This is a genomic window from Nocardia sp. NPDC003183, from assembly GCF_053590715.1.
The window spans coordinates 89,118-108,633 of record NZ_JBSFTG010000002.1 but is presented as its reverse complement, the minus strand read 5'-3'; the positions used below and the strand labels follow the sequence as shown (position 1 = coordinate 108,633).

Below are 19,516 nucleotides of genomic sequence, written 5' to 3'. Positions count from 1 at the left end.
AGGACAGAACTGGTCAAGACCTCCCGAAGGGAGATCGTGCGCCTGAGGCTTCGCCGATCGCCCCAGGCGCAAGGGTTTACACGTTGAAGCGGAAGTCGCAGACGTCGCCGTCGTGCATGACGTATTCCTTGCCCTCCATGCGGACCTTGCCCGCGGCCTTGGCGGCGGCCATCGATCCCGCTTCTACCAGGTCGTCGAAGGCGACGAGTTCGACCTTGATGAAGCCGCGTTCGAAGTCGGTGTGGATGACGCCGGCGGCCTTGGGGGCGGTGTCGCCCTGATGGATGGTCCAGGCTCGGGATTCCTTCGGGCCTGCGGTGAGGTAGGTCTGCAGACCGAGGGTGTGGAAACCGGCGCGGGCGAGGGCGTGCAGGCCGGGTTCGGACTGGCCGATGGATTCCAGGAGTTCGAGGGCGGATTCGTCGTCGAGTTCGAGAAGTTCGGCTTCGACCTTGGCGTCGAGGAAGACAGCGTCGGCGGGGGCGACGGAAGCCTTCAACTCGGCGACCTTGGCCTCGTCGGTGAGGACGGACTCGTCGGCGTTGAAGACGTAGAGGAACGGCTTGATGGTGAGCAGGGAGAGCTCACGCAGCAGGTCGGCGTCGATCTTCTTGCCCGCGGCGAACAGCGTGGTGCCCTCGTTGAGGAAACCTTCGGCGACCTTGGCGGCGTCGAGCAGGGGCTTGCGGTCCTTCTTGACCCTGGCTTCCTTCTCGAGGCGCGGGATGGCCTTCTCTAGGGTTTGCAGGTCGGCGAGGATGAGCTCGGTTTCGATGACCTCGATGTCGGCGGCGGCGTCGACCCGGCCGTCGACGTGGATCACGTCGTCGTCGGCGAACACGCGCACGACCTGGCAGATCGCGTCGGCCTCACGGATGTTGGCGAGGAACTTGTTGCCGAGGCCGGCGCCTTCGGAGGCGCCCTTCACGATGCCGGCGATGTCGACGAACGACACCACGGCGGGAACGATCTTCTCGGAACCGAAGATCTCGGCGAGCTTGTTCAGGCGCGGGTCGGGCAGCGGGACCACGCCGACGTTGGGCTCGATGGTCGCGAACGGGTAGTTCGCGGCCAGCACGTCGTTCTTGGTCAGCGCGTTGAACAGCGTCGACTTTCCGACATTGGGCAGGCCGACGATTCCGAGGGTGAGGCTCACTGTGATTATCTTGCCGCACCTGCGGCGCGGCGGGTTCGCGGCCCCCTTGTGGCCCGCTGGTCAGGCACCTGACCAGCGAGCCGGACCGCGAACGGCCCCTCCCGACGGATCGGTCAGGGAACGAGGACGACCTTGCCCAGGTTGGCGCGCTGCTCGATGACCGCGTGGGCGGCAGCGGCGTCGTCGAGGGCGAACTCGGCGTGCACCACCGGATGCAGCAGGCCGGAGGCGTAGTACTGCCACACCTCCTGTCGCAGGTCCTCGTAGCGAGCCGGGTCGCGCTGGGCGAGACGGCCGATCCGGAAACCGGTGAGGGATTTGCCGCCCGCGAGGAGGTCTTCGGTGTCGACGAGGCCGCCGCCGGTGCCGTAGGTGACCGCGCGACCGCCTTCGGCGAGACCGGCAAGGGTGCCGCCGAGACCGGTGCCACCGACACCGTCGAGGGCGTAGTCGGCCTGCTTGCCGCAGTGCAGCTGGTCGTAGGTGAACACCTCGTCGGCGCCGAGTTCACGCACGAAGTCGACCTTCGACTCGTCGGAGACCGCGCCGACCACCCAGCTCGCGCCACGCACGCGGGCCAGCTGCACCGCGAGGTGGCCGACACCACCCGCGGCGGCGGTGACCAGCGCCGTTTCGCCGTCGCGCGGTACGGCGGTGTCGAGAGCGCCGAGGGCGACGAGACCGCTGCGCATCAGGGCGACGGCGTCGACAGCAGAAGCGCCGTCCGGGATCGCCGAGGCCTGGTCGATCGCGAGCACGACGTACTCGGCGTAGGCGTCAGCGGTGCACAGGCCGACGACGCGGTAGCCGGCGCTGTAGCCGTCGACCCCGTCACCGACCGCGACGACCTCACCGGCCACCTCGGCACGCACCTGCTCCGCGTCGCCACTGATCCGCCGAATCGCCGACAGGGTGACCCCGATCGCCTCGACCCGCACGAGCAGCTCACCGGCACCGGGCACCGGCACCTCGGCCGCGACGACTTCGAGCGCCTCCGAACCACTGCCGCGCTCGTATTGAACCCGCCGCATGACACCTCCTGCGTAAATTGAGCGAAGGCGCAAGATTAACCGGCTGACCTCGCGTTTCCACAGGCCATGAGCCCGTGAGTGCGAAATCTCACCGCCTCCGCCGCGCCGCGGAGAGCACCCTCACGGTTCGGTTACCCCGCGGCGATGCTCGAGACGCGTGGGCAATCCCACACACCCGGCGTAGCGTGGCCCGTATGGAGGCGACCACGGAGGTGGTGACCGCGGCCCCCGCTCCGGTGCTGGCAGCGTTCATCGACCGGTACGTGGGCTATCGACTCGCGGGTTTCGAGCCGGGCCTGCATCGCGGCCTTCCCTCACGGCACATGACGTTCATCGTCGCCGTCGGCCCGACCATCGATGTCGTCGAGCAGACCGACCCGCACCAGGCCCCCGGCAGCTACCGCTGTGTCTTGAGCGGCCTACAGGCGAGCCCGGCGTTGATCGCGCACACCGGTTTTCAGGAAGGCGTCGCGATCGAGCTGACCCCGCTGGGTTGCCGAGTGCTGTTCGGCATGCCCGCGAGCGAACTGTGGGACATGTCGATCGAATGCTCCCAAGCGCAGAGAACTCTGGGCGATCAACTCGCCGATGCGGTGCAGTCGCACCAGGATTGGCCGAGCCGGTTCGCCGCGTGCGATCGAGCCTTGACCGCCGCGGCACGCACAGACACGCTGGCCGGGCCCGAATTGACGTGGGCCTGGCACGCTCTCGTGAAAACCGGCGGCACCTGCTCGATCAATCCGCTCGCGGATCGGATCGGCTGGACCCGTCAGCACCTGACCCGCAAGTTCACCGCCGAATTCGGCGCGAGCCCCAAGCTGGCCGCACGGATCATCCGATTCGAGCGAGCCAAGCGCATGCTGGCGGGCACCCCGTCCTATGTCTCCATCGCCCAGATCGCGACCACCTGCGGCTACTACGACCAGGCGCACCTGAACCGCGACTTCGCCGAGCTGGCAGGCGTGGCCCCCACCGCCTGGCTCGCCGAGGAGATTCCATCCGTCCAAGACCCGAACGCGGCGGAAGCGCGAGGCTGAACGCATGGACACTTCAACAAACACCACCACCATCTGGCCCTGCCTCGCCTTCGACGACGCCCGCGCCATGATCGAGTTCCTCACCACCGCCTTCGGTTTCGAAGCGACCGCGGTCTACGCCAGGGAAAACGACGACTCGGTCGTCGAACACGGTGAACTGCGCCTGCCGGGCGGCGGCGGCATCATGTTCGGCTCCACGGGCCGCGACGACACCCCTTTCGGCACCCGGCCACCGGGCGTCGCCAACCTCTACCTGGTCATCGACAACCCCGACGCGCTCTACGACAGGGCGAAGGCCGCGGGCGCGACGATCATTCGCGACCTGCGCGACGAGGACTACGGCTCCCGCGGCTTCAGCGCCGCCGACCCGGAAGGCAACCTCTGGAGCTTCGGCACGTACCGAGGCGAATGACCTGCTGAACAAAATTTCATTCTGCGCACGATCGTGTGCGAACCTCTCCGTCGCAGTTCGGCGATCGGCTACGTTGTCGATTGCTTCACCCGAGGCTCTGCGCGTTATACAGGAGAGTTGAGTCAATGGCGACCATCGAACATCTGCGGACCGACCCGGACTTGCCTCCGGTCGGTGTCGTCGATCGCACGCCGATCACGCCCACCAAGAAGGCCGTGTTCGCGGGGATCGCCGTTCTCGGCGCTATCGCGTGGGCGATCATCGCGTTCGTGCGCGGCGAGTCCGTGAACGCGGTGTGGATCGTGATCGCGGCGGTCTGTACCTACATCATCGCCTACCGCTTCTACGCGCGGTTCATCGAGTGGAAGATCACCAAGCCGCGCGACGACGTGGCCACGCCCGCCGAAATCTACGACAACGGCAAAGATTTCATGCCGATGGACCGGCGGGTGCTCTACGGGCACCACTTCGCCGCCATCGCGGGCGCCGGTCCGCTGGTCGGTCCGGTGCTGGCCGCGCAGATGGGGTATTTGCCCGGCACCATCTGGATCATCGTCGGCGTGGTCTTCGCCGGCGCGGTGCAGGACTACCTGGTGCTGTGGGCCTCCACCCGACGGCGCGGCCGCAGCCTCGGTCAGATGGCGCGCGACGAGCTCGGCCTCGTCGGTGGCGTCGCGGCGATCGTGGCGATTCTGGTGATCATGACGATCCTGCTCGCGGTGCTGGCACTGGTCGTGGTGAACGCGCTCGGCGAGAGCCCGTGGGGCGTGTTCTCCATCGCGATGACCGTCCCGATCGCGCTGTTCATGGGCGTGTACCTGCGGTATCTGCGGCCGGGTGCGGTCGGCGAGGTGTCCGCGATCGGCATCGTGTTGCTGCTGGCCGCGATCATCGGCGGCGGCTGGGTATCCGAAACCGAGTGGGGCGCGGACTGGTTCACCCTCTCGCGCACCACCATCGCGTGGTGCCTGATCGCCTACGGCTTCATCGCCTCGGTCTTGCCGGTGTGGCTGCTGCTCGCCCCGCGTGACTACCTGTCGACGTTCATGAAGGTCGGCACGATCGTGCTGCTCGCGGTCGGCATCCTGATCACGATGCCGGTGCTGAAGGCGCCCGCCGTCTCCGAATTCGCGCATACCGGTGCGGGTCCCGCGTTCGCGGGCAGTCTGTTCCCGTTCCTGTTCATCACCATCGCCTGCGGTGCGCTCTCGGGTTTCCACGCGCTGGTCTCCTCCGGCACGACGCCGAAACTGCTGGCCAAGGAATCCAATGCCAAGATGATCGGCTACGGCGGCATGCTGATGGAGTCGTTCGTCGCGGTCATGGCGATCATCACCGCCTCGATCATCGACCAGCACCTGTACTTCGGCATGAACGCCTCGGCCGGACTCACCGGTGGCACGGCCGAAGGTGCTGCCAAGTTCACGAATTCGCTCGGCCTGTCCGGGCCGCCCGCGACACCGGAGCTGTTCACCGACGCGGCCGCCGATGTGGGCGAGAAGTCGATCGTCTCGCGCACCGGCGGCGCCCCGACCCTGGCGGTCGGCATCTCCGAGGTCTTCTCCCAATTCCTCGGCGGCTCGACGATGAAGGCCTTCTGGTACCACTTCGCGATCATGTTCGAGGCGCTGTTCATCCTCACCACCATCGACGCGGGCACTCGTGTGGCGCGCTTCCTGGTCTCGGACGCGCTGGGCAACTTCGGCGGCGGGTTCAAGAAGTTCCGCGATCCGTCGTGGCGGATCGGCGCCTGGCTGTGCTCGCTGATCGTGGTCGCGGGCTGGGGCGGGGTGCTGCTGATGGGCGTGAACGATCCGTTCGGCGGCATCAACGCGCTGTATCCGCTGTTCGGCATCGCCAACCAGTTGCTCGCGGCGATCGCGCTGATCGTGGTGCTCACGATCATCGTCAAGCGCGGGCAATGGAAGTGGGCGTGGATTCCCGGTGTTCCGCTGGCGTGGGATCTGCTGGTCACGATGACCGCGTCGTGGCAGAAGATCTTCTCCGACGATCCCAAGCTCGGTTACTGGAAACAGCACAGCCTGTGCCAGGCCGCCAAGGACGCGGGCAAGGCCTGCCTGACCGCCAAGACACCCGAGCAGGTCGACATCGCGATCCGCAACACCTTCATCCAGGGCACGCTGTCGATCGTGTTCGCGGTGCTGGTACTGATCGTCACCGCCGTCGGAGTGCTGGTGTGCGCGAAGGCGATTCGCACGGGCACGGTGACCAGCACCGAGTCCGAGGAACAGCCGTCGAAGATCTTCGCCCCGAGCGGTTTCGTCGCCACCTCCGCCGAGAAGGACGTGCAGAAGGAGTGGGACGTGCTGATCGCCGAGGGCAAGGTGAGCGCGCCCGGATCGGCGCACGTCTCTTGAGTGGGACCAGGGATGCGGACGGCCGGTTCAGTGGATCGGCCGTCCGCGCCCCGGCCGTGACGACCGACCGCACCGGGCTGGTCGACAGGACAGCGTCGATCGCTACCGCGAGCTCGGATGCGACCGTGGGGGCACGCCTGCGGGCGGTTCTCGGCCGAGCGTGGGCGGCGATGCGCGCAGTCGCCCGCTGGTACAGCGCGATCAACGGCGGCCAGGATTACCAGCGGTATGTCGACCACTTGCGTCGCACGCATCCGGGGGCCCCGGTGCCGTCCGTGCGCGACTACTGGCGCGAACGCTATGCCGAAGCCGAGCGCAATCCCACCAATCGCTGCTGCTGATCGCGGTCCCAGACCCGCGGGATCGGTGGCCGATTTCCGCTAGCACCCCGCTCGCGCGGGTGCCATTGTGGAACTCGTGACCATCACTGCTTTGGACTTCGAGGGCTGCTACCGGGCGGTCTCCACCCGCGACTCCCGCTTCGACGGGCAGTTCTTCACCGCGGTACGCACGACCGGCATCTACTGCAGGCCCTCGTGCCCGGCGATCACACCCAAGCGGGCCAATGTGTCGTTCCTGCCCACCGCGGCGGCGGCGCAGCAGGCCGGTTATCGCGCGTGCCGCCGGTGCCTGCCCGACGCCGCGCCCGGGTCACCCCTGTGGAACGTGCGAGCCGACCTGGCCGCTCGCGCCATGCGGCTGATCGGCGACGGGGTGATCGAGCGTGGTGGGGTACCCGGACTGGCCGCCACCCTCGGCTATTCGCAGCGCCAGCTCACCCGCGTGCTCACCACCGAACTCGGGGCAGGCCCGCTCGCGCTGGCCAGGGCGCACCGCGCGCATACCGCGCGGCTGCTCATCCAGACCACCGAGATGCCGATGTCGGATATCGCGTTCGCGGCGGGGTTCGCCAGCATTCGGCAGTTCAACGACACCGTGCGCGAGGTCTTCGCGGTGAGTCCGACAACGATGCGGACCGAATTACGCCGGTCGCCGCGCGCCGATGTCGTCGCACCCGGCACCCCCGGATTGCTGACCTTGCGGCTGCCGTACCGCGAGCCGCTCGATACCGGGTGGCTGACCTGGTTCCTCTCGGCGCACGCGGTGGCCGGGACGGAACAGTGGGAGGACGGGGTCTACACGCGCAGCCTGCGTACTCCGCACGGGCACGCGACTGTTCGGCTGTCTTTCCAGCCCGGTCATGTGCGGGCGGAGTTGGCATTGCGGGATATGCGTGATCTCGCTCCGACTGTCGCCCGGGTGCGGCGTCTGCTCGATCTGGACGCGGATCCGCTGGGGATCGACGCGGCACTCAGCATCGACGCAACGGCCGGAGCCGGCGGCCGTGGTGGTCACGGCGGCGGCCGCGTGTTCGGCAGTGACGACCGATCCGGTGATGGCGCAATCGATTCGGGTACCGCAGGGGTTGCGCACGGAATCGCGGGACACGGATTCATGCCGGGGATTCGCGTGCCCGGGTGCCTCGATGGATCAGAGTTGTTGCTGTGCACGATGATCGGGCAACAGATTTCGGTGCGGGCAGCGGGGACGCATGTCGCGCGGCTGGTAGACGCACTCGGCGAGCCGATCGAAGGACCGGTGCCGCGACTGTTCCCGACGGCCGAAGCGGTCGCCGAACACGGTGCCGAGGTGTTGACCGGGCCCGCGCGCAGGGTGGCCGCGATCGTGGCCGCGGCGCGGGCGCTCGCCGACGGCGAACTGGTCCTGCATTCCGGCCGTACCGCCGATGATCTGCGGAGCGACCTGCTCGCACTCGATGGAGTCGGGCCGTGGACGGCCGACTACGTCACCATGCGATCGCTGGCCGATCCCGACATCCTGCTCGACACCGACCTCGTCGTGCGCCAAGGAGCCGCGCTGGCCGGGATCGACCTCGGCGACACCACCCGCTGGGCGCCGTGGCGCTCGTATCTGTCCATGCACTTGTGGAAGACCGCGCTCGAACATCGTGGCGCGCTTGTCCGTGAACCCTCTCCTCAGGAAGCGAAAACCCATGACTGACACTGCTCTTCGCCTCGCCGACGTCGCGACCGTCAGCACGCCGATCGGCCCGTTCACCACCATCGCCGATTCCGACGGCGCCGTGCTCGCCTCGGGCTGGACCGGCGACCCGACCACGCTGACCGGCCTGATCCACGCGACCTTGCGCCCGGCCGAACTGCGGCAACGGGATTCGCTCGGCGCGGTGACCAAGGCCGTCATCGACTATCACGCAGGTGATCTCACCGCGATCGACACGATCGCGGTGCGTCAACAGTCCGGTGAGTTCCTCGTCCATGCCTGGGAAGTCCTGCGCAAGGTACCGGCCGGTGAACCGGTCACCTACACGGAGTTCGCCGGACTCTCCGGGCGTCCGGCAGCCACGCGGGCCGCGGCCAACGCCTGCGCGCGCAACTCCGCCGCGCTGTTCGTGCCGTGCCATCGTGTGCTGCGGATCGGCGGAGCGCTCGGCGGGTTCCGGTGGGGGCTGCAAGCCAAGGCCTGGTTGCTCGCGCACGAAAGCTGAGCAGCGGCACACGATCAGGCCAGTGATCGCCGATTGGCTCTTTTTTTCAGGTCCAGTAGGCCGGATTCTGTTACCTATGCTCACTCGTCGGTTGGTCGCGCTGTACGTCGGTTTGTGGTTGTACGGCACCTCGATGGCAGTGATGATCCGAGCAGGACTCGGGCTCGACCCGTGGGACGTGTTCCACCAAGGGGTCGCCTCGCATGTGCCGCTGAGTTTCGGTGTGGTGACCGCGCTGACCGGGATCGCTGTGCTGCTCGCCTGGATTCCGTTGCGGCAGCGGCCGGGGCTGGGGACCGTCAGCAACGTGGTGGTGATCGCGATCGCGGTCGACGCCGGGTTGTGGGCGATCCCCGCCGTGGACGGCGTGTGGCTGCGGGTACTGGCCATGGTCGCCGCGGTGGTGGTGAACGCGGCGGCGACAGTGCTCTACATCGGTGCGGGAATGGGGCCAGGTCCGCGCGATGGACTGATGACTGGACTGGTCGCGCGGACCGGTTGGCCGGTGTGGTCGGTTCGCACCGGGATCGAGGTCTCGGTGCTGACCACCGGGTGGTTCCTCGGCGGCAGCGTGGGAATCGGCACGCTGGTCTACGCCTTCGGAATCGGCCCGCTGGTCCAGCTGATGATCCCGTTCGTCGACGGCAAGCTCCCCGGATTCACGCCGCTCGCCCGCCAGGAAGCGGCGCCATCCGTGGAGCGTCCGCAGGCTCCCGCCGCGCCGTGCTGACATGGTGACGGCCTCACCGGGCGAACTCAGGCGACGGTGGCTTCCAGCCGCGATCCTGCCCGGCCGCGCACCACGTGGAGGCGGCTGGGGATGCGCTGGCGCATTTCGTCTACGTGGCTGACGACGCCGACCACGCGCCCGTTCGCCCGCAGTTCGTCGAGGACACCCATCACGGCGTCGAGAGTGTCGGCGTCGAGGCTGCCGAAGCCTTCGTCGATGAACAGGGTGTCCAGGACCAGCCCGCCGGTTTCGGCGGCGACCACATCGGCCAGACCGAGTGCCAATGCCAGCGAGGCCATGAAGGTTTCGCCGCCGGAGAGCGTTTTCGCCGAGCGGATCGCGCCGGTGTAGTCGTCGCGGACGTCGAGCCCGAGGCCGCCGCGTCTGCCCCGTGGGCCCGCCTTGTCCGAGTGGACGAATTCGTAACGGCCACCGGACATCCGGCGCAGACGCAGTGATCCCGCGACCGCGACCTCTTCGAGCCGTGCCGCGAGAACATAGGAGCGCAGCGACATTCGCCGGTTGTTCTCGCCCCTGCCCGCGACCACTTCCGCCAGGGCCGCCAGTTCGTCGAAGACACGCTGCTCGGGCGCGATCCGCTCGACCTCACCCCACAGCTGCGTCCCCAGCTGCTCGAGCTGGGCGACCCGCTCGGTGGCCGCCGACCGGGCCGCCACCGCCGCGGTGAGCGCACTCTGCGCTTCGGTGAAGCGCTGCTCGAGCGCGTTCAGGTCGCCCGGCGTCTGCTCGGCGACCGCCTGGATCCGGGGCTCGGCGAGCACCGTCTCGGCATGTGCGCGGGCCCGGTCCGCGGCGGTGAGTTCGGCTTCGATCGCGGCCTGCTGCTGCGCGGTCCGCGCGGCAGCGGTGACGACCTGGGCGTAGGCGGTCAGCAGGGCGATGTCGTCGCGAGGCGGTGCTGGTTCGCCCGGCTCTTCGCCGACCGGCTCGTCATCGAGCGGCTCGTCATCGAAAAGATCGAACAGGCTGGGAACGCCCGTATCGGCATCGGCGACCGCAGTTCGCCCGGCGGTACGAGTCGTCGATTCGTGTGCCTCGAGCTGCGCACTCGCCTCGTATCCCGCCGGAACGAGACCTGCTGTACGGGCGAGGTTTTCCACACGGGTGGCGACGGTGCGAACGGCGTCGCGGGCGGTGGCCTCCTCGGTACGGGCGGTACGGAGGGTGGTGGCGGCGGTGATGAGGGATTCGAGGCGGGTCGTGCGGGCGTCGACGGTGGCGTCGGCGCCCGCGGCGGCACGCAGGCGGGTGGTGAGTTCTTCGAGGCGGGTGCGGGTGGCCGCGATGTTGGCCGTGCTGGTGCCGAGGCGGGCGTCCAAGTCGCGGGACTGCTCGTGCAGGGCGGCTTCCTCGGTGCGCAGGGCCTCCAGGCGGCTGGTCAGGGCGGGGGCGCGTTCAGCGGCTTCGGCCGTATCGTCGAACCGGTGGGTGGCGGTGCGGACCGCGGCGGCGAGGGCGACGGGGTCGGCGTCGCCGCCACGCGCGGTCAGCGCCTCGATCTCGCGTTCGATGGCGCTGATGCGTTCGGCGAGGCGATCCCGCGCGGCCTCGGCGACCTGTTCGGCCGCCTGCGCGGCGTCCTCGGCGTCCTTGGACACCGCGTCGCCGGTGGGCTGCGCGGGCTCCGGGTGATCGGCGGACCCGCAGACCGTGCACGGCGCACCCTCGGTGAGCGCGCCCGCGAGTTCGGCGGCCATGCCGGCAAGGCGGCGGGTGCGCAGGTCGAGGACACGCTCCCTGGCGTCGAGATGGGCGCGCCAGGCCGTGTCGTGTTCACCGCGCGCCGCGTCCAAAGCCGGTCGGCGACGGGCGATCTCAACAGCGGCCGCCGCCGCGTCCTGCCACTTGGCCAGCTCGTTGCGAACCCCGGGCAGCGCGGCGGCCGCGTCGGTGGCCTCGCGGAGCTGTTCCTGAGCAGAACCGATCAGTGCCGGCAGTTCGACCCGCCGCTGCGCCAACTCCGCCGCACGCCGCGTGAGCTGGGCGGATTCGCTCTCGTGAGCGGCGAGATCGTCGGCGAGCCTGCATGCGATCACCGCGTCCGCGCGCACCTCACCGAGCACACCGAGCAGCGCGTTCCACTGGCTGATCGCCGCATCGAGATCACCCCGGACGTCCACGCCGCCATCGCCGTTCGGCTCGGCCGGCACGACGGTCAGCAGACCCACACCCGCGATATCGGCCGCCGCCGGCGCACTCAGACGATCGGCCAGATCAGCTGCGGCGCTGCGGGTGCAGGCTTCCGAGCGACGCAGGCCACGGACCGCGGAGCGAGCCTCGTCGATGGCATGGACGACGGGCTCAGCCAGGCGAGCTCGGTCGAGTTCGCGTTCGAGTTCGGCGCGGCGAGCAGCGGTGGCGGTGTAGGCGTCCAGTTCGGAGCGGGCCGCGGCCATGCGGGTGCGCAGCTCGGTGACGCGGCGTTGCTCTTCGGCTTCGGCGCGGGCGTCGACCGATTCTTTGTGGCGCAGTTCGGCATTCGTGGTCGCCTCGGCGAGGGCGGTACGCGCGGTGGCCAGCAGTTCCTGAGACCACGTCACCGAGTCCTTGATGCCGATCGATTCCGCGCCGCCGTATCCCGCCGCCATGCCGACCTTGGTGATCAGGCGGTCGATGCCCTGCTGGCGCGTGGTGAGTTCGCTTTCGGCCGCGCGTCGCCGATCCGACAACCATTTCTCGGCGGTACCGAAACGTTGGGTATCGAAGAGCTTTTCGAGCAGTTTCTCGCGGTCCTCGTTCTCGGCTCGCAGGAATTTGGCGAAGTCGCCCTGCGGGAGCAGCACCACCTGGAAGAACTGGTCGGCGCTCATGCCGAGCAGACGCAGCACCTCGTCGCCGATATCGGTGATGCGCGAGAGGTTCTCACCGCTGCCGTCGAGCCAGGTGAGCGTGGCCTGGGGTTGCAGCAGCCGGGTTCCGGTGCCGTTCTTCTTCGGGCGCTCGAATTCGGGCGAGCGGGTCAGGCGCAGCAGGCGGCCGCCGAGCGTGGCCTCGAGCACGACACTCGGTGGTGTCTGCGAATCGGCGTGGTCGGAGTGCAGGCGCTTGCTCTCGCCGCGCGCCCCGGGCACCTTGCCGTAGAGGGCGAAGGCGATGGCGTCGAGGATGGTCGTCTTGCCCGCGCCCGTATGCCCGTGGAGCAGGAACAGCCCGTCGGCACCGAGTGCGTCGAAATCGACGACGGTGGTCTCGGCGAACGGTCCGAACGCGGTGAGTTCGAGCCGGTGCAGCCTCACGCGATGACCCCGGCGACGAGCGCCGCCGTGAACCCGGCGCGCGAGCTCACGCAGTCAGCTCCGATGCCACCGGCTCCTGGGCGGATTCGCCTCGGCCCGAGTCGGTTTCGCGAACCGCCGCGGCCAGCGCCCGCTCCACCCATGCCATCTCCCCCTTGCTCGGTGTGCCACGCACGTCGGTCAGGAAGCTCGCCGCGACCTCCGTGTCGCGACGACCGTGCACCCGCTCGCGGTAGTGCAACTCCGGATTGCCTTCCGGCCGTGCCCATTCCACGTGCACCGCGTGCGGAAACCGCTCGCGCAGCTTACGCATCGGATCCACCGGACGGGTGATGTCGGTGATCGTGGCGGACACGTAGTGCTCTTCGGCCGCGGCGAATTCGGCGCCGGTGAGCAGGGAATCGATGGTGCCGGTGAGTCTGCTGAGCCCGCGCACCTGCGGCAGCTCGCGGCGGTGCACCGCCGCCAGACCCTTCGCGTCGAGGTCGACGATCCAGACCGCCTTGCGATGGGAGCTCTCCCCGAACGAATACGGCAGCGGGGATCCGCTGTAGCGCACCGACTCCGAGAGCGTCTGCGGCGAATGCAGGTGCCCCAGCGCCACATAGTCGATGCCGTCGAAGGCCGACATCGACACCGTCTCCACACCACCCACCGAGATGGACCGTTCCGAACCCGTCGCCTCGCCGCCGATCACGAACGCGTGCGCCAGCACCACCGTGCGGGTGCCGGACCTGGCGGCGATGTCGGCACGAATCCGGCTCATCGCGGCATCGAGGATCTCCGCGTGCGAGTGCGCCTGTGGCACACCGAGTTCGGTCCGGGTGATCTCCGGTTCCAGATACGGGATGCCGTAGAAGGCCACGTCGCCGTCGTCATCGGACAGCACGATGGGCCGGTGCGCGTCGGCGACCCGCGTACACAGGTGCAGGCCACCGGCCGCGGCGAAGCTCGCGCCCGCACCGAGCCTGGCGGGCGAGTCGTGATTGCCCGAGGTGGCGACGATCGTCGCGCCCGCCGCCCGGATCGCCTCGAATCCACGATTGCAGACCCCGATGGCATCGGCATTGGGGATGGAGCGGTCGTAGATGTCGCCGGGCACCACCACCACGTCGACCGATTCGGCCGCGACCAGCTCCGCGACGGCCGACAGCACCCGCGCCTGATCGGCCAGCAGGTCGACACCGTGAAAGGTGCGCCCGATGTGCCAGTCGGAGGTGTGCAGGATCCGCATGTCGCGAACCGTAGGGCACACCCCCGACAGAATTCAATCGACGCACCACACGCGTGTAATTCACCGGCGTGGCGCGCGAGGCCGCGCGCACACCACCAAGATGTCCGGCGGGAATGCCGCCGCCATGCCCGGTTTGCCCGGGAATTGCGAACTTGTCGGTGGCCTCGGGCAGTATCGCCTCCCATGACCGCTTCGATGCTCGTCGCGCTCGTCTTCGTCTTCGCCGCAGGCTTCGGTCTCGGCTGGCTGGGGCATTCCGCCCGGGGTGGCCAACGCGCCGCCACCGCGGAAGCCCGGCTCGCCGCGGCCGGCGACAACCAACGGTTGCTGCAGCAGTCGCTGCACTCGGCCAACGAGGATGCGGCGCGCAGGCATTCGGCCGCGATCGGCGCGATGGTCGATCCGCTGCGCGACGCGGTCGGCGCGTTGGAACAGCAGATCCGGCAGGTCGAACACCATCGGATCGACGCGTACTCGGGATTGCGCGAGCAGGTCGCGGGCATGCAACGCACCTCGCATCGGCTCTCCGATCAGACCGGCCAGCTGGTCGCCGCGCTGCGGGCGCCGCAGGTGCGCGGCCGGTGGGGTGAGATCCAGCTGGAACGCGTGGTCGAACTCGCCGGCATGACCCGGCACTGCGACTTCGATACCCAGGTATCCCGGCCCGGCGGCGACGATCGGGGTGCGGTCCGGCCCGACATGGTGGTGCGGCTGGCCGGCGGCAGGCACATCGTCGTCGACGCGAAGGTGCCGTTCTCGGCGTATCTGGACGCGGCGACCACCGACGACCCCGGCGCACGCACCCCATTGCTGGCCCGCCACGCCAAACACCTGCGCGCCCACGTCGACCAATTGGCCGACAAGGCGTACTGGGCGGCCTTCGATCCGGCACCGGAGTTCGTCGTGCTGTTCGTGCCCGGCGACCCGTTCCTCGACGCCGCGCTCACCACCGATGCCGACCTCTTGGAGTACGCGTTCGGCCGGAACGTGATCCTGGCAACCCCCACTACATTGATCGCGCTGCTGCGGACGGTGGCGTTCAGCTGGCGGCAGGAAGCGCTCTCGCGCGATATGGCAACGGTGCAGCAACTGGGCAAGGAGCTCTACACCCGGTTGGGCAAGGTCGCCGAGCATCTGGACAATCTGGGCGTGAATCTCGGTAAGGCCGTAGCGGCTTTCAACGCGACCGTGGGTTCGGTGGAGTCGCGGGTCATGGTCACCGCGCGCCGGATGCACGATCTCGGCATCGCCGATCAGGAGCTCCCGGCAATCCGGCTCACCGAGACCCGACCACGCGTCGTCGCGTTCGCCGACGTCGAGGATCGCGTCTGAGATCCCCGTGCCGTGGCGCCCACAGGGCCGATGTGCAGTTAGTGTCATAGTGTGGCTGCTTCCCAACGTGCGCGACCCCGGGTGCCCGCGCCGCAACGTTCGATCGTGCCCTCGGTACCCGGCATCCCCGCCTGGGCCGCGATTCTGCTCGCCGCGGGTGCGACAGGTCTCGGGTTCCTGATCGACGGATTCGGCGGCGAGACCTATCCGACCGGCACGTTCTCGGCGCTGTATGTGCTCGGCTGCGTGCTCGCTGTCTGCGCGGTGCGCTTCCGCGGCCTGTTCTCCACCATGGTGATGCCGCCGCTGCTGCTGTTCGTCGCGGTGCCCCTGGCCTGCCAGATGCTGGGTGGCCGCGCCACCACGTCGATCAAAGACGTGCTGATGAACCTGATCATCCCGCTGGTGGAGCGCTTCCCGACGATGGCGCTGGCCACCGTGCTGGTGCTGGCGATCGGCGGAGCCAGGATCGCGATCGCCAAGCGCGCACCCCAGACCGCTCGCCCCGCCCCGGAGCGCCGGACCGAACGCAAGCCGGTCAAGCGCCGTCGCCCCGAGCCGGCCCCCGACCTCGCCACCGCCGCCCGCAAGCGGCCGCGCCGCGGCACCGCGGTACTGGACGAAGCCGATACCGAGGTCGACATGGCGAGCCCGGCTCGCCGACCCGCCCGGCCCGCCGAACCGAAACGGGCGCCCGCCGCGGCCCGGCCCCGCGAGCCTCGCGCCGCCCGCGGTGAACCCCGCGCCGCCCGCGCGGCCGCCGCACCGCGCGAACCCGAACCGGCCAGGGTCCCCCGCCGCCGTGGCGACGCACCCCCGCATCCGCAGCCGAACGTGCGCTATCGAGACCGCGCCGACTCCGCCCGCACGGAACGACGTCGCCCCGACAACGTCTGAGAACGAAAAATCCCCGCCGAGATCGATCGGCGGGGATTTTCTGTGTTCAGCTCAGTCGGGTCAGCTCTGCGAAGGCGCGTCCCGGCGGGCGGGGCGGAGCTCACGAGGCAGGGAGAACACCAGTGTCTCGTTGGCCGTGGTCACCGGCTGGACCTCACCGAAGCCGTGTTCGGCCAGCAGGTCGAGGACCCCGGTCACCAGGATCTCCGGCACCGACGCGCCGGAGGTGATGCCGATGGTCCGCACCCCGTCGAGCCAGGCCAGATCGACCTCGCGCGCGTAGTCGACCAGGTACGCCGCCTTCGCGCCCGCGCCGAGCGCCACCTCGACCAGTCGCACCGAGTTCGACGAGTTGCGCGAACCGACCACGATCACCAGATCGCATTCGGGCGCCATCGCCTTGACCGCGGTCTGCCGGTTGGACGTGGCGTAGCAGATGTCGTCGCTGGGCGGGTCCTGCAGCGTCGGGAAACGTTCGCGCAGCCGCTCGACGGTCTCCATGGTCTCGTCGACCGAGAGCGTGGTCTGCGACAGCCAGATCACCTTCGACGGGTCGCGCACGGTCACCTTGTCCACCGAGTCGGGCCCGTCGACCAGCTGCACGTGCTCGGGCGCCTCACCGGCGGTGCCCTCGACTTCCTCGTGGCCTTCGTGGCCGATCAGCAGGATGTCGAAGTCGTCGCGGGCGAACCGCTTGGCTTCCTGGTGCACCTTGGTGACCAGCGGACAGGTGGCGTCGATGGTGCGCAGGTTCCGTTCGGCGGCGGTCTCGTGCACGATCGGCGCGACACCGTGCGCGGAGAACACGACCAGCGCGCCCTCGGGCACCTCGTCGGTCTCGTCGACGAAGATCACACCCTGCTCACGTAGTGTTTCCACCACGTGGCGGTTGTGCACGATCTCCTTGCGCACATAGATCGGGGCGCCGTGTTTCTCGAGAGCCTTCTCCACGGTCTCGACGGCGCGGTCGACGCCTGCGCAGTAGCCGCGCGGCTCGGCCAGCAGCACGCGCTTGCCACCGGCAGCATTCGCGCCCGCGGAGCGCGTGATACCGACGTTCAAGGGGATTGCCGAGGTCATATCCCACAGCTTACGTGCGCGCGAGAGGCCCGATCAGGTCGGATCAAGGGGCGAAAGTCACACAACAGGGGTGTGGACCTTTGCATCACACCCGGTTTGCGGCAGGCTGGAGTCATGTTTCGACCTCCGTTCCTGGCCAGGGTGGCCGCCGGCGCCGCCGTATACGCCTTAGAAGAGACCCGGCGACTGCCCGTCGCCGCGGTCAATTTCCCGATCACCGCGCTCAGTCGCGTGCTGCAGACCACGATGCATCTGCAGCAGTTCGTCACCAGCCTCGCGCTCAAGGGTGACGGTGTGTTCGAGCGGCTGGGTTCGGCTCCGGCCGAGCAGCCCGCCTGGGCCACCTTCGACGAGGACCTGGAGCCCGCGCCCGCCACCAACGGCCACACCAGCCGCTTCGACCTGTTCGAAGCGCCGGAGGCCCCGCAGACCAACGGCAAGGCCGTGCCCGCGTCGCTGCTGCTGCTCGAGACCGAAGAAGAGGTCATCGAGCCCGCCGACGAGCCCACCGAGGAGGAGGTCGTAGCCCCCGAGGTCGCTATCCGCTACGACTACCCCGCGATGACGCTGGCCCAGCTGCGCGCCCGGCTGCGGATGCTGACCGTCGAGGAGCTGGCCCAGCTGCTGGCCTTCGAACAGCAGACCCGCGCCCGCGCCCCCTTCGTCACGATGCTCACCAACCGCATCGCCACCGTCCAGGCGCAGTGACAGACTGTCCGTCGAAGCGGCCGCCATCCGACACCTCGGATGGCGGCCGCTTTTTGGTTGTGTCGGTGGCCGCGCGTAGAACTGACCTATGACTCAGGACGGCGTCGCGCAGGCCGGCGCTCCGGCGAATTCGGCGGAGCAGCCGTATCCGGTGCGCTCGGTCGCGGTGAAGGTCGCCCAGTGGATCGAACGGCTCGGCAGCATCTGGGTGGAGGGGCAGGTCACCCAGATCAATCTGCGCCCCGGCACCCGCACCGCGTTCCTGGTGCTGCGCGATGCCTCGGTGGACATGTCGCTGTCGCTGACCTGCGACCCCGACCTGTTGCGCAGGCTGCCGGTGCCGCTCACCGAGGGCAGCCGCGTGGTCGTGTACGGCAAGCTGCACTTCTTCACCGGCCGGGGCACGGTGTCGTTGCGGGTCACCGAGATTCGCGCGGTCGGCATCGGTGAGCTACTGGCGCGGATCGAGCGGTTGAAAGCCCTCTTGACGGCTGAGGGCCTGTTCGATGCCAGGCTCAAGCGGCCGCTACCTTTCCTGCCCGCGACGATCGGGCTGATCACCGGACGGGCGAGCGCGGCCGAACGCGATGTCCTGTCCGTGGCCCAGAACCGTTGGCCCGCAGTCCGATTCGTCATCCGCAATACCGCGGTGCAGGGTCCGGCCGCGGTACCGCAGATGCTCGAAGCGCTGACCGAACTCGATCGCGACCCCGAGGTCGAGGTGATCGTGCTGGCGCGCGGCGGTGGCAGCGTCGAAGATCTGCTGGCCTTCTCCGACGAAGCACTGTGCCGGGCGGTCGCCGCCGCGCGCACCCCGATCGTCAGCGCCATCGGCCACGAACCCGACAATCCCCTGCTCGACCTGGTCGCCGACCTGCGCGCGGCCACCCCCACCGACGCCGCCAAACGCATCGTCCCCGATGCCGCCGCCGAACTGGCCGGGGTGCGTGAGATGCGGGCGCGCTCGGCGGCCGCGTTGCGCGGCTGGGTCCAGCGCGAGGAACACACCATCACGCAGTTGCGATCGCGCCCGGTCCTCGCCGATCCCCTGCGCGAGCTGAACCACCGTCACGACGAGCTGGAACGGTTGCGCACGGCCGCGAGACGCACTGTCGACCAGCTGCTGCGCAGCGAGTCGACGACCACCCTGCACCTGCGCGAGAAGCTGACCGCGGTGGGTCCGGCCGCCACCCTGGCCCGTGGTTACGCTGTCGTGCAGCGCGTCGCCGGTCCCGAACGGCATGTCGTGCGTTCGATCGATGATTCCCCCGCGGGCAGCCAGCTCCGCATCAGGGTCGCCGACGGAGCCGTCACCGCCGCGGCACTGGGCACCCAGCGACTGACGCCAGAGACCACCGACGAGAAGAGGACGTGACCGTGGCCGACGCCGGTTCCGAGAACACCGCTGCCGACACCCTGGCCGAGATCGCGGCCTTCGGCTACGAACGCGCCCGCGACGAGCTCATCAACGTGGTGAAGATGCTCGAACAGGGCGGCCTCGACCTGGACGACTCGCTGGTGCTGTGGGAGCGCGGCGAAGCCCTGGCCACCCGCTGCGAACAGCATCTCGCCGGTGCGCGCCGCCGCGTGGAAGACGCCCTGTCCCGCGCCGACCTCGACACCGCCGACTGAGCACGCGCACCGACATCGCACCTTTACCGCCGCGAAACACCGGCCGGGCACGCTGATGCCGGGTCGGTCCGCCGAGGGATCGCCCTCCGGGCGACGCGCGGAGAG

General features: G+C 69.1%; 17 protein-coding genes. 12 read left to right on the top strand and 5 right to left on the bottom strand.

Annotated features, from left to right (window positions below; translation table 11 throughout):
• Positions 1-76: 76 nt before the first annotated feature.
• Both ychF and ACWDXS_RS08295 read right to left on the bottom strand, forming a co-directional pair.
• Positions 77-1,156 (bottom strand): redox-regulated ATPase YchF, encoded by a 1,080-nt coding sequence (ychF, locus tag ACWDXS_RS08300; protein ID WP_378996570.1) that lies wholly within the window; start codon positions 1,154-1,156, stop codon positions 77-79.
• A 113-nt stretch (positions 1,157-1,269) separates the two neighbouring features.
• Entirely contained in the window at positions 1,270-2,187 is a 918-nt protein-coding gene (locus ACWDXS_RS08295; protein WP_449963622.1) for a quinone oxidoreductase family protein, read from the bottom strand.
• Between the two features lie 194 nt (positions 2,188-2,381).
• On the opposite strand from ACWDXS_RS08295, the gene ACWDXS_RS08290 reads away from it, so the two are divergent.
• From ACWDXS_RS08290 to yczE, 7 genes are all read left to right on the top strand, one after another.
• On the top strand, positions 2,382-3,224 hold the full coding sequence (locus tag ACWDXS_RS08290; RefSeq protein WP_378996575.1) for an AraC family transcriptional regulator: 843 nt from the start codon (positions 2,382-2,384) through the stop codon (positions 3,222-3,224).
• A gap of 4 nt (positions 3,225-3,228) precedes the next feature.
• Positions 3,229-3,636, top strand: coding sequence for a VOC family protein (locus tag ACWDXS_RS08285; RefSeq protein WP_379313938.1), 408 nt, complete (start codon positions 3,229-3,231; stop codon positions 3,634-3,636).
• 125 nt (positions 3,637-3,761) lie between these two features.
• Positions 3,762-6,014, top strand: a complete 2,253-nt coding sequence (locus ACWDXS_RS08280) for a carbon starvation CstA family protein (RefSeq protein WP_449963619.1) — start codon at positions 3,762-3,764, stop codon at positions 6,012-6,014.
• 170 nt (positions 6,015-6,184) lie between these two features.
• A complete protein-coding gene (locus ACWDXS_RS08275) occupies positions 6,185-6,355 on the top strand; it encodes a YbdD/YjiX family protein (RefSeq protein WP_379297953.1) in 171 nt (56 codons plus the stop codon).
• 67 nt (positions 6,356-6,422) lie between these two features.
• Positions 6,423-8,036 carry a DNA-3-methyladenine glycosylase 2 family protein gene (locus tag ACWDXS_RS08270; protein ID WP_449963616.1) on the top strand — a complete coding sequence of 538 codons (1,614 nt, stop codon included), beginning with the start codon at positions 6,423-6,425 and terminating at the stop codon, positions 8,034-8,036.
• Positions 8,029-8,541, top strand: coding sequence for a methylated-DNA--[protein]-cysteine S-methyltransferase (locus tag ACWDXS_RS08265; protein WP_378996583.1), 513 nt, complete (start codon positions 8,029-8,031; stop codon positions 8,539-8,541). The genes ACWDXS_RS08270 and ACWDXS_RS08265 overlap by 8 nt, the downstream gene beginning before the upstream one ends.
• A gap of 76 nt (positions 8,542-8,617) precedes the next feature.
• Positions 8,618-9,271 (top strand): membrane protein YczE, encoded by a 654-nt coding sequence (gene yczE, locus ACWDXS_RS08260; protein WP_449963613.1) that lies wholly within the window; start codon positions 8,618-8,620, stop codon positions 9,269-9,271.
• A 26-nt stretch (positions 9,272-9,297) separates the two neighbouring features.
• On the opposite strand, the gene ACWDXS_RS08255 is transcribed toward yczE, so the two are convergent.
• Together ACWDXS_RS08255 and ACWDXS_RS08250 are read right to left on the bottom strand one after the other, a co-directional pair.
• Positions 9,298-12,528 (bottom strand): AAA family ATPase, encoded by a 3,231-nt coding sequence (locus tag ACWDXS_RS08255; RefSeq protein WP_449963610.1) that lies wholly within the window; start codon positions 12,526-12,528, stop codon positions 9,298-9,300.
• 46 nt (positions 12,529-12,574) lie between these two features.
• A complete protein-coding gene (locus ACWDXS_RS08250) occupies positions 12,575-13,762 on the bottom strand; it encodes an exonuclease SbcCD subunit D (RefSeq protein WP_379316099.1) in 1,188 nt (395 codons plus the stop codon).
• A 183-nt stretch (positions 13,763-13,945) separates the two neighbouring features.
• Between ACWDXS_RS08250 and ACWDXS_RS08245 the strand changes: the two genes are divergently transcribed.
• Together ACWDXS_RS08245 and ACWDXS_RS08240 are read left to right on the top strand one after the other, a co-directional pair.
• The gene (locus tag ACWDXS_RS08245) at positions 13,946-15,094 is read left to right on the top strand and encodes a DNA recombination protein RmuC (protein WP_449963607.1); all 1,149 of its coding nucleotides are present in this window, start codon (positions 13,946-13,948) and stop codon (positions 15,092-15,094) included.
• A 51-nt stretch (positions 15,095-15,145) separates the two neighbouring features.
• Positions 15,146-15,991, top strand: a complete 846-nt coding sequence (locus ACWDXS_RS08240) for a DUF6542 domain-containing protein (protein WP_379316944.1) — start codon at positions 15,146-15,148, stop codon at positions 15,989-15,991.
• Between the two features lie 60 nt (positions 15,992-16,051).
• Here ACWDXS_RS08240 and ACWDXS_RS08235 read toward each other — a convergent pair whose 3' ends face one another.
• Positions 16,052-17,071: a 4-hydroxy-3-methylbut-2-enyl diphosphate reductase gene (locus ACWDXS_RS08235; protein WP_378664336.1), complete on the bottom strand. Its 1,020-nt coding sequence runs from the start codon at positions 17,069-17,071 to the stop codon at positions 16,052-16,054.
• Between the two features lie 114 nt (positions 17,072-17,185).
• Here ACWDXS_RS08235 and ACWDXS_RS08230 point away from each other — a divergent pair, with 114 nt between their 5' ends.
• The 3 genes from ACWDXS_RS08230 to ACWDXS_RS08220 all read left to right on the top strand — a co-directional run bounded on the left by ACWDXS_RS08230 (position 17,186) and on the right by ACWDXS_RS08220 (position 19,411).
• The gene (locus tag ACWDXS_RS08230) at positions 17,186-17,779 is read left to right on the top strand and encodes a lipid droplet-associated protein (protein WP_378996598.1); all 594 of its coding nucleotides are present in this window, start codon (positions 17,186-17,188) and stop codon (positions 17,777-17,779) included.
• A gap of 88 nt (positions 17,780-17,867) precedes the next feature.
• Entirely contained in the window at positions 17,868-19,154 is a 1,287-nt protein-coding gene (xseA, locus tag ACWDXS_RS08225; RefSeq protein WP_378996600.1) for an exodeoxyribonuclease VII large subunit, read from the top strand.
• Complete coding sequence (locus ACWDXS_RS08220; RefSeq protein WP_378638114.1) at positions 19,151-19,411, top strand: exodeoxyribonuclease VII small subunit; 261 nt, start codon at positions 19,151-19,153, stop codon at positions 19,409-19,411. The genes xseA and ACWDXS_RS08220 overlap by 4 nt, the downstream gene beginning before the upstream one ends.
• Positions 19,412-19,516 lie beyond the last annotated feature (105 nt).

What these genes read in the sequence shown, in the direction of transcription:
- ACWDXS_RS08290 (WP_378996575.1), top strand. Translation starts at nt 2,382, where the DNA reads ATGGAGGCGACCACGGAGGTGGTGACCGCGGCCCCCGCTCCGGTGCTG.
- ACWDXS_RS08285 (WP_379313938.1), top strand. Translation starts at nt 3,229, where the DNA reads ATGGACACTTCAACAAACACCACCACCATCTGGCCCTGCCTCGCCTTC.
- ACWDXS_RS08265 (WP_378996583.1), top strand. Translation starts at nt 8,029, where the DNA reads ATGACTGACACTGCTCTTCGCCTCGCCGACGTCGCGACCGTCAGCACG.
- ACWDXS_RS08280 (WP_449963619.1), top strand. Translation starts at nt 3,762, where the DNA reads ATGGCGACCATCGAACATCTGCGGACCGACCCGGACTTGCCTCCGGTC.
- ACWDXS_RS08235 (WP_378664336.1), bottom strand. Translation starts at nt 17,071, where the DNA reads ATGACCTCGGCAATCCCCTTGAACGTCGGTATCACGCGCTCCGCGGGC.
- ACWDXS_RS08245 (WP_449963607.1), top strand. Translation starts at nt 13,946, where the DNA reads ATGACCGCTTCGATGCTCGTCGCGCTCGTCTTCGTCTTCGCCGCAGGC.
- ACWDXS_RS08250 (WP_379316099.1), bottom strand. Translation starts at nt 13,762, where the DNA reads ATGCGGATCCTGCACACCTCCGACTGGCACATCGGGCGCACCTTTCAC.
- ACWDXS_RS08295 (WP_449963622.1), bottom strand. Translation starts at nt 2,187, where the DNA reads ATGCGGCGGGTTCAATACGAGCGCGGCAGTGGTTCGGAGGCGCTCGAA.
- ACWDXS_RS08230 (WP_378996598.1), top strand. Translation starts at nt 17,186, where the DNA reads ATGTTTCGACCTCCGTTCCTGGCCAGGGTGGCCGCCGGCGCCGCCGTA.
- ACWDXS_RS08275 (WP_379297953.1), top strand. Translation starts at nt 6,185, where the DNA reads ATGCGCGCAGTCGCCCGCTGGTACAGCGCGATCAACGGCGGCCAGGAT.
- yczE (WP_449963613.1), top strand. Translation starts at nt 8,618, where the DNA reads ATGCTCACTCGTCGGTTGGTCGCGCTGTACGTCGGTTTGTGGTTGTAC.
- xseA (WP_378996600.1), top strand. Translation starts at nt 17,868, where the DNA reads ATGACTCAGGACGGCGTCGCGCAGGCCGGCGCTCCGGCGAATTCGGCG.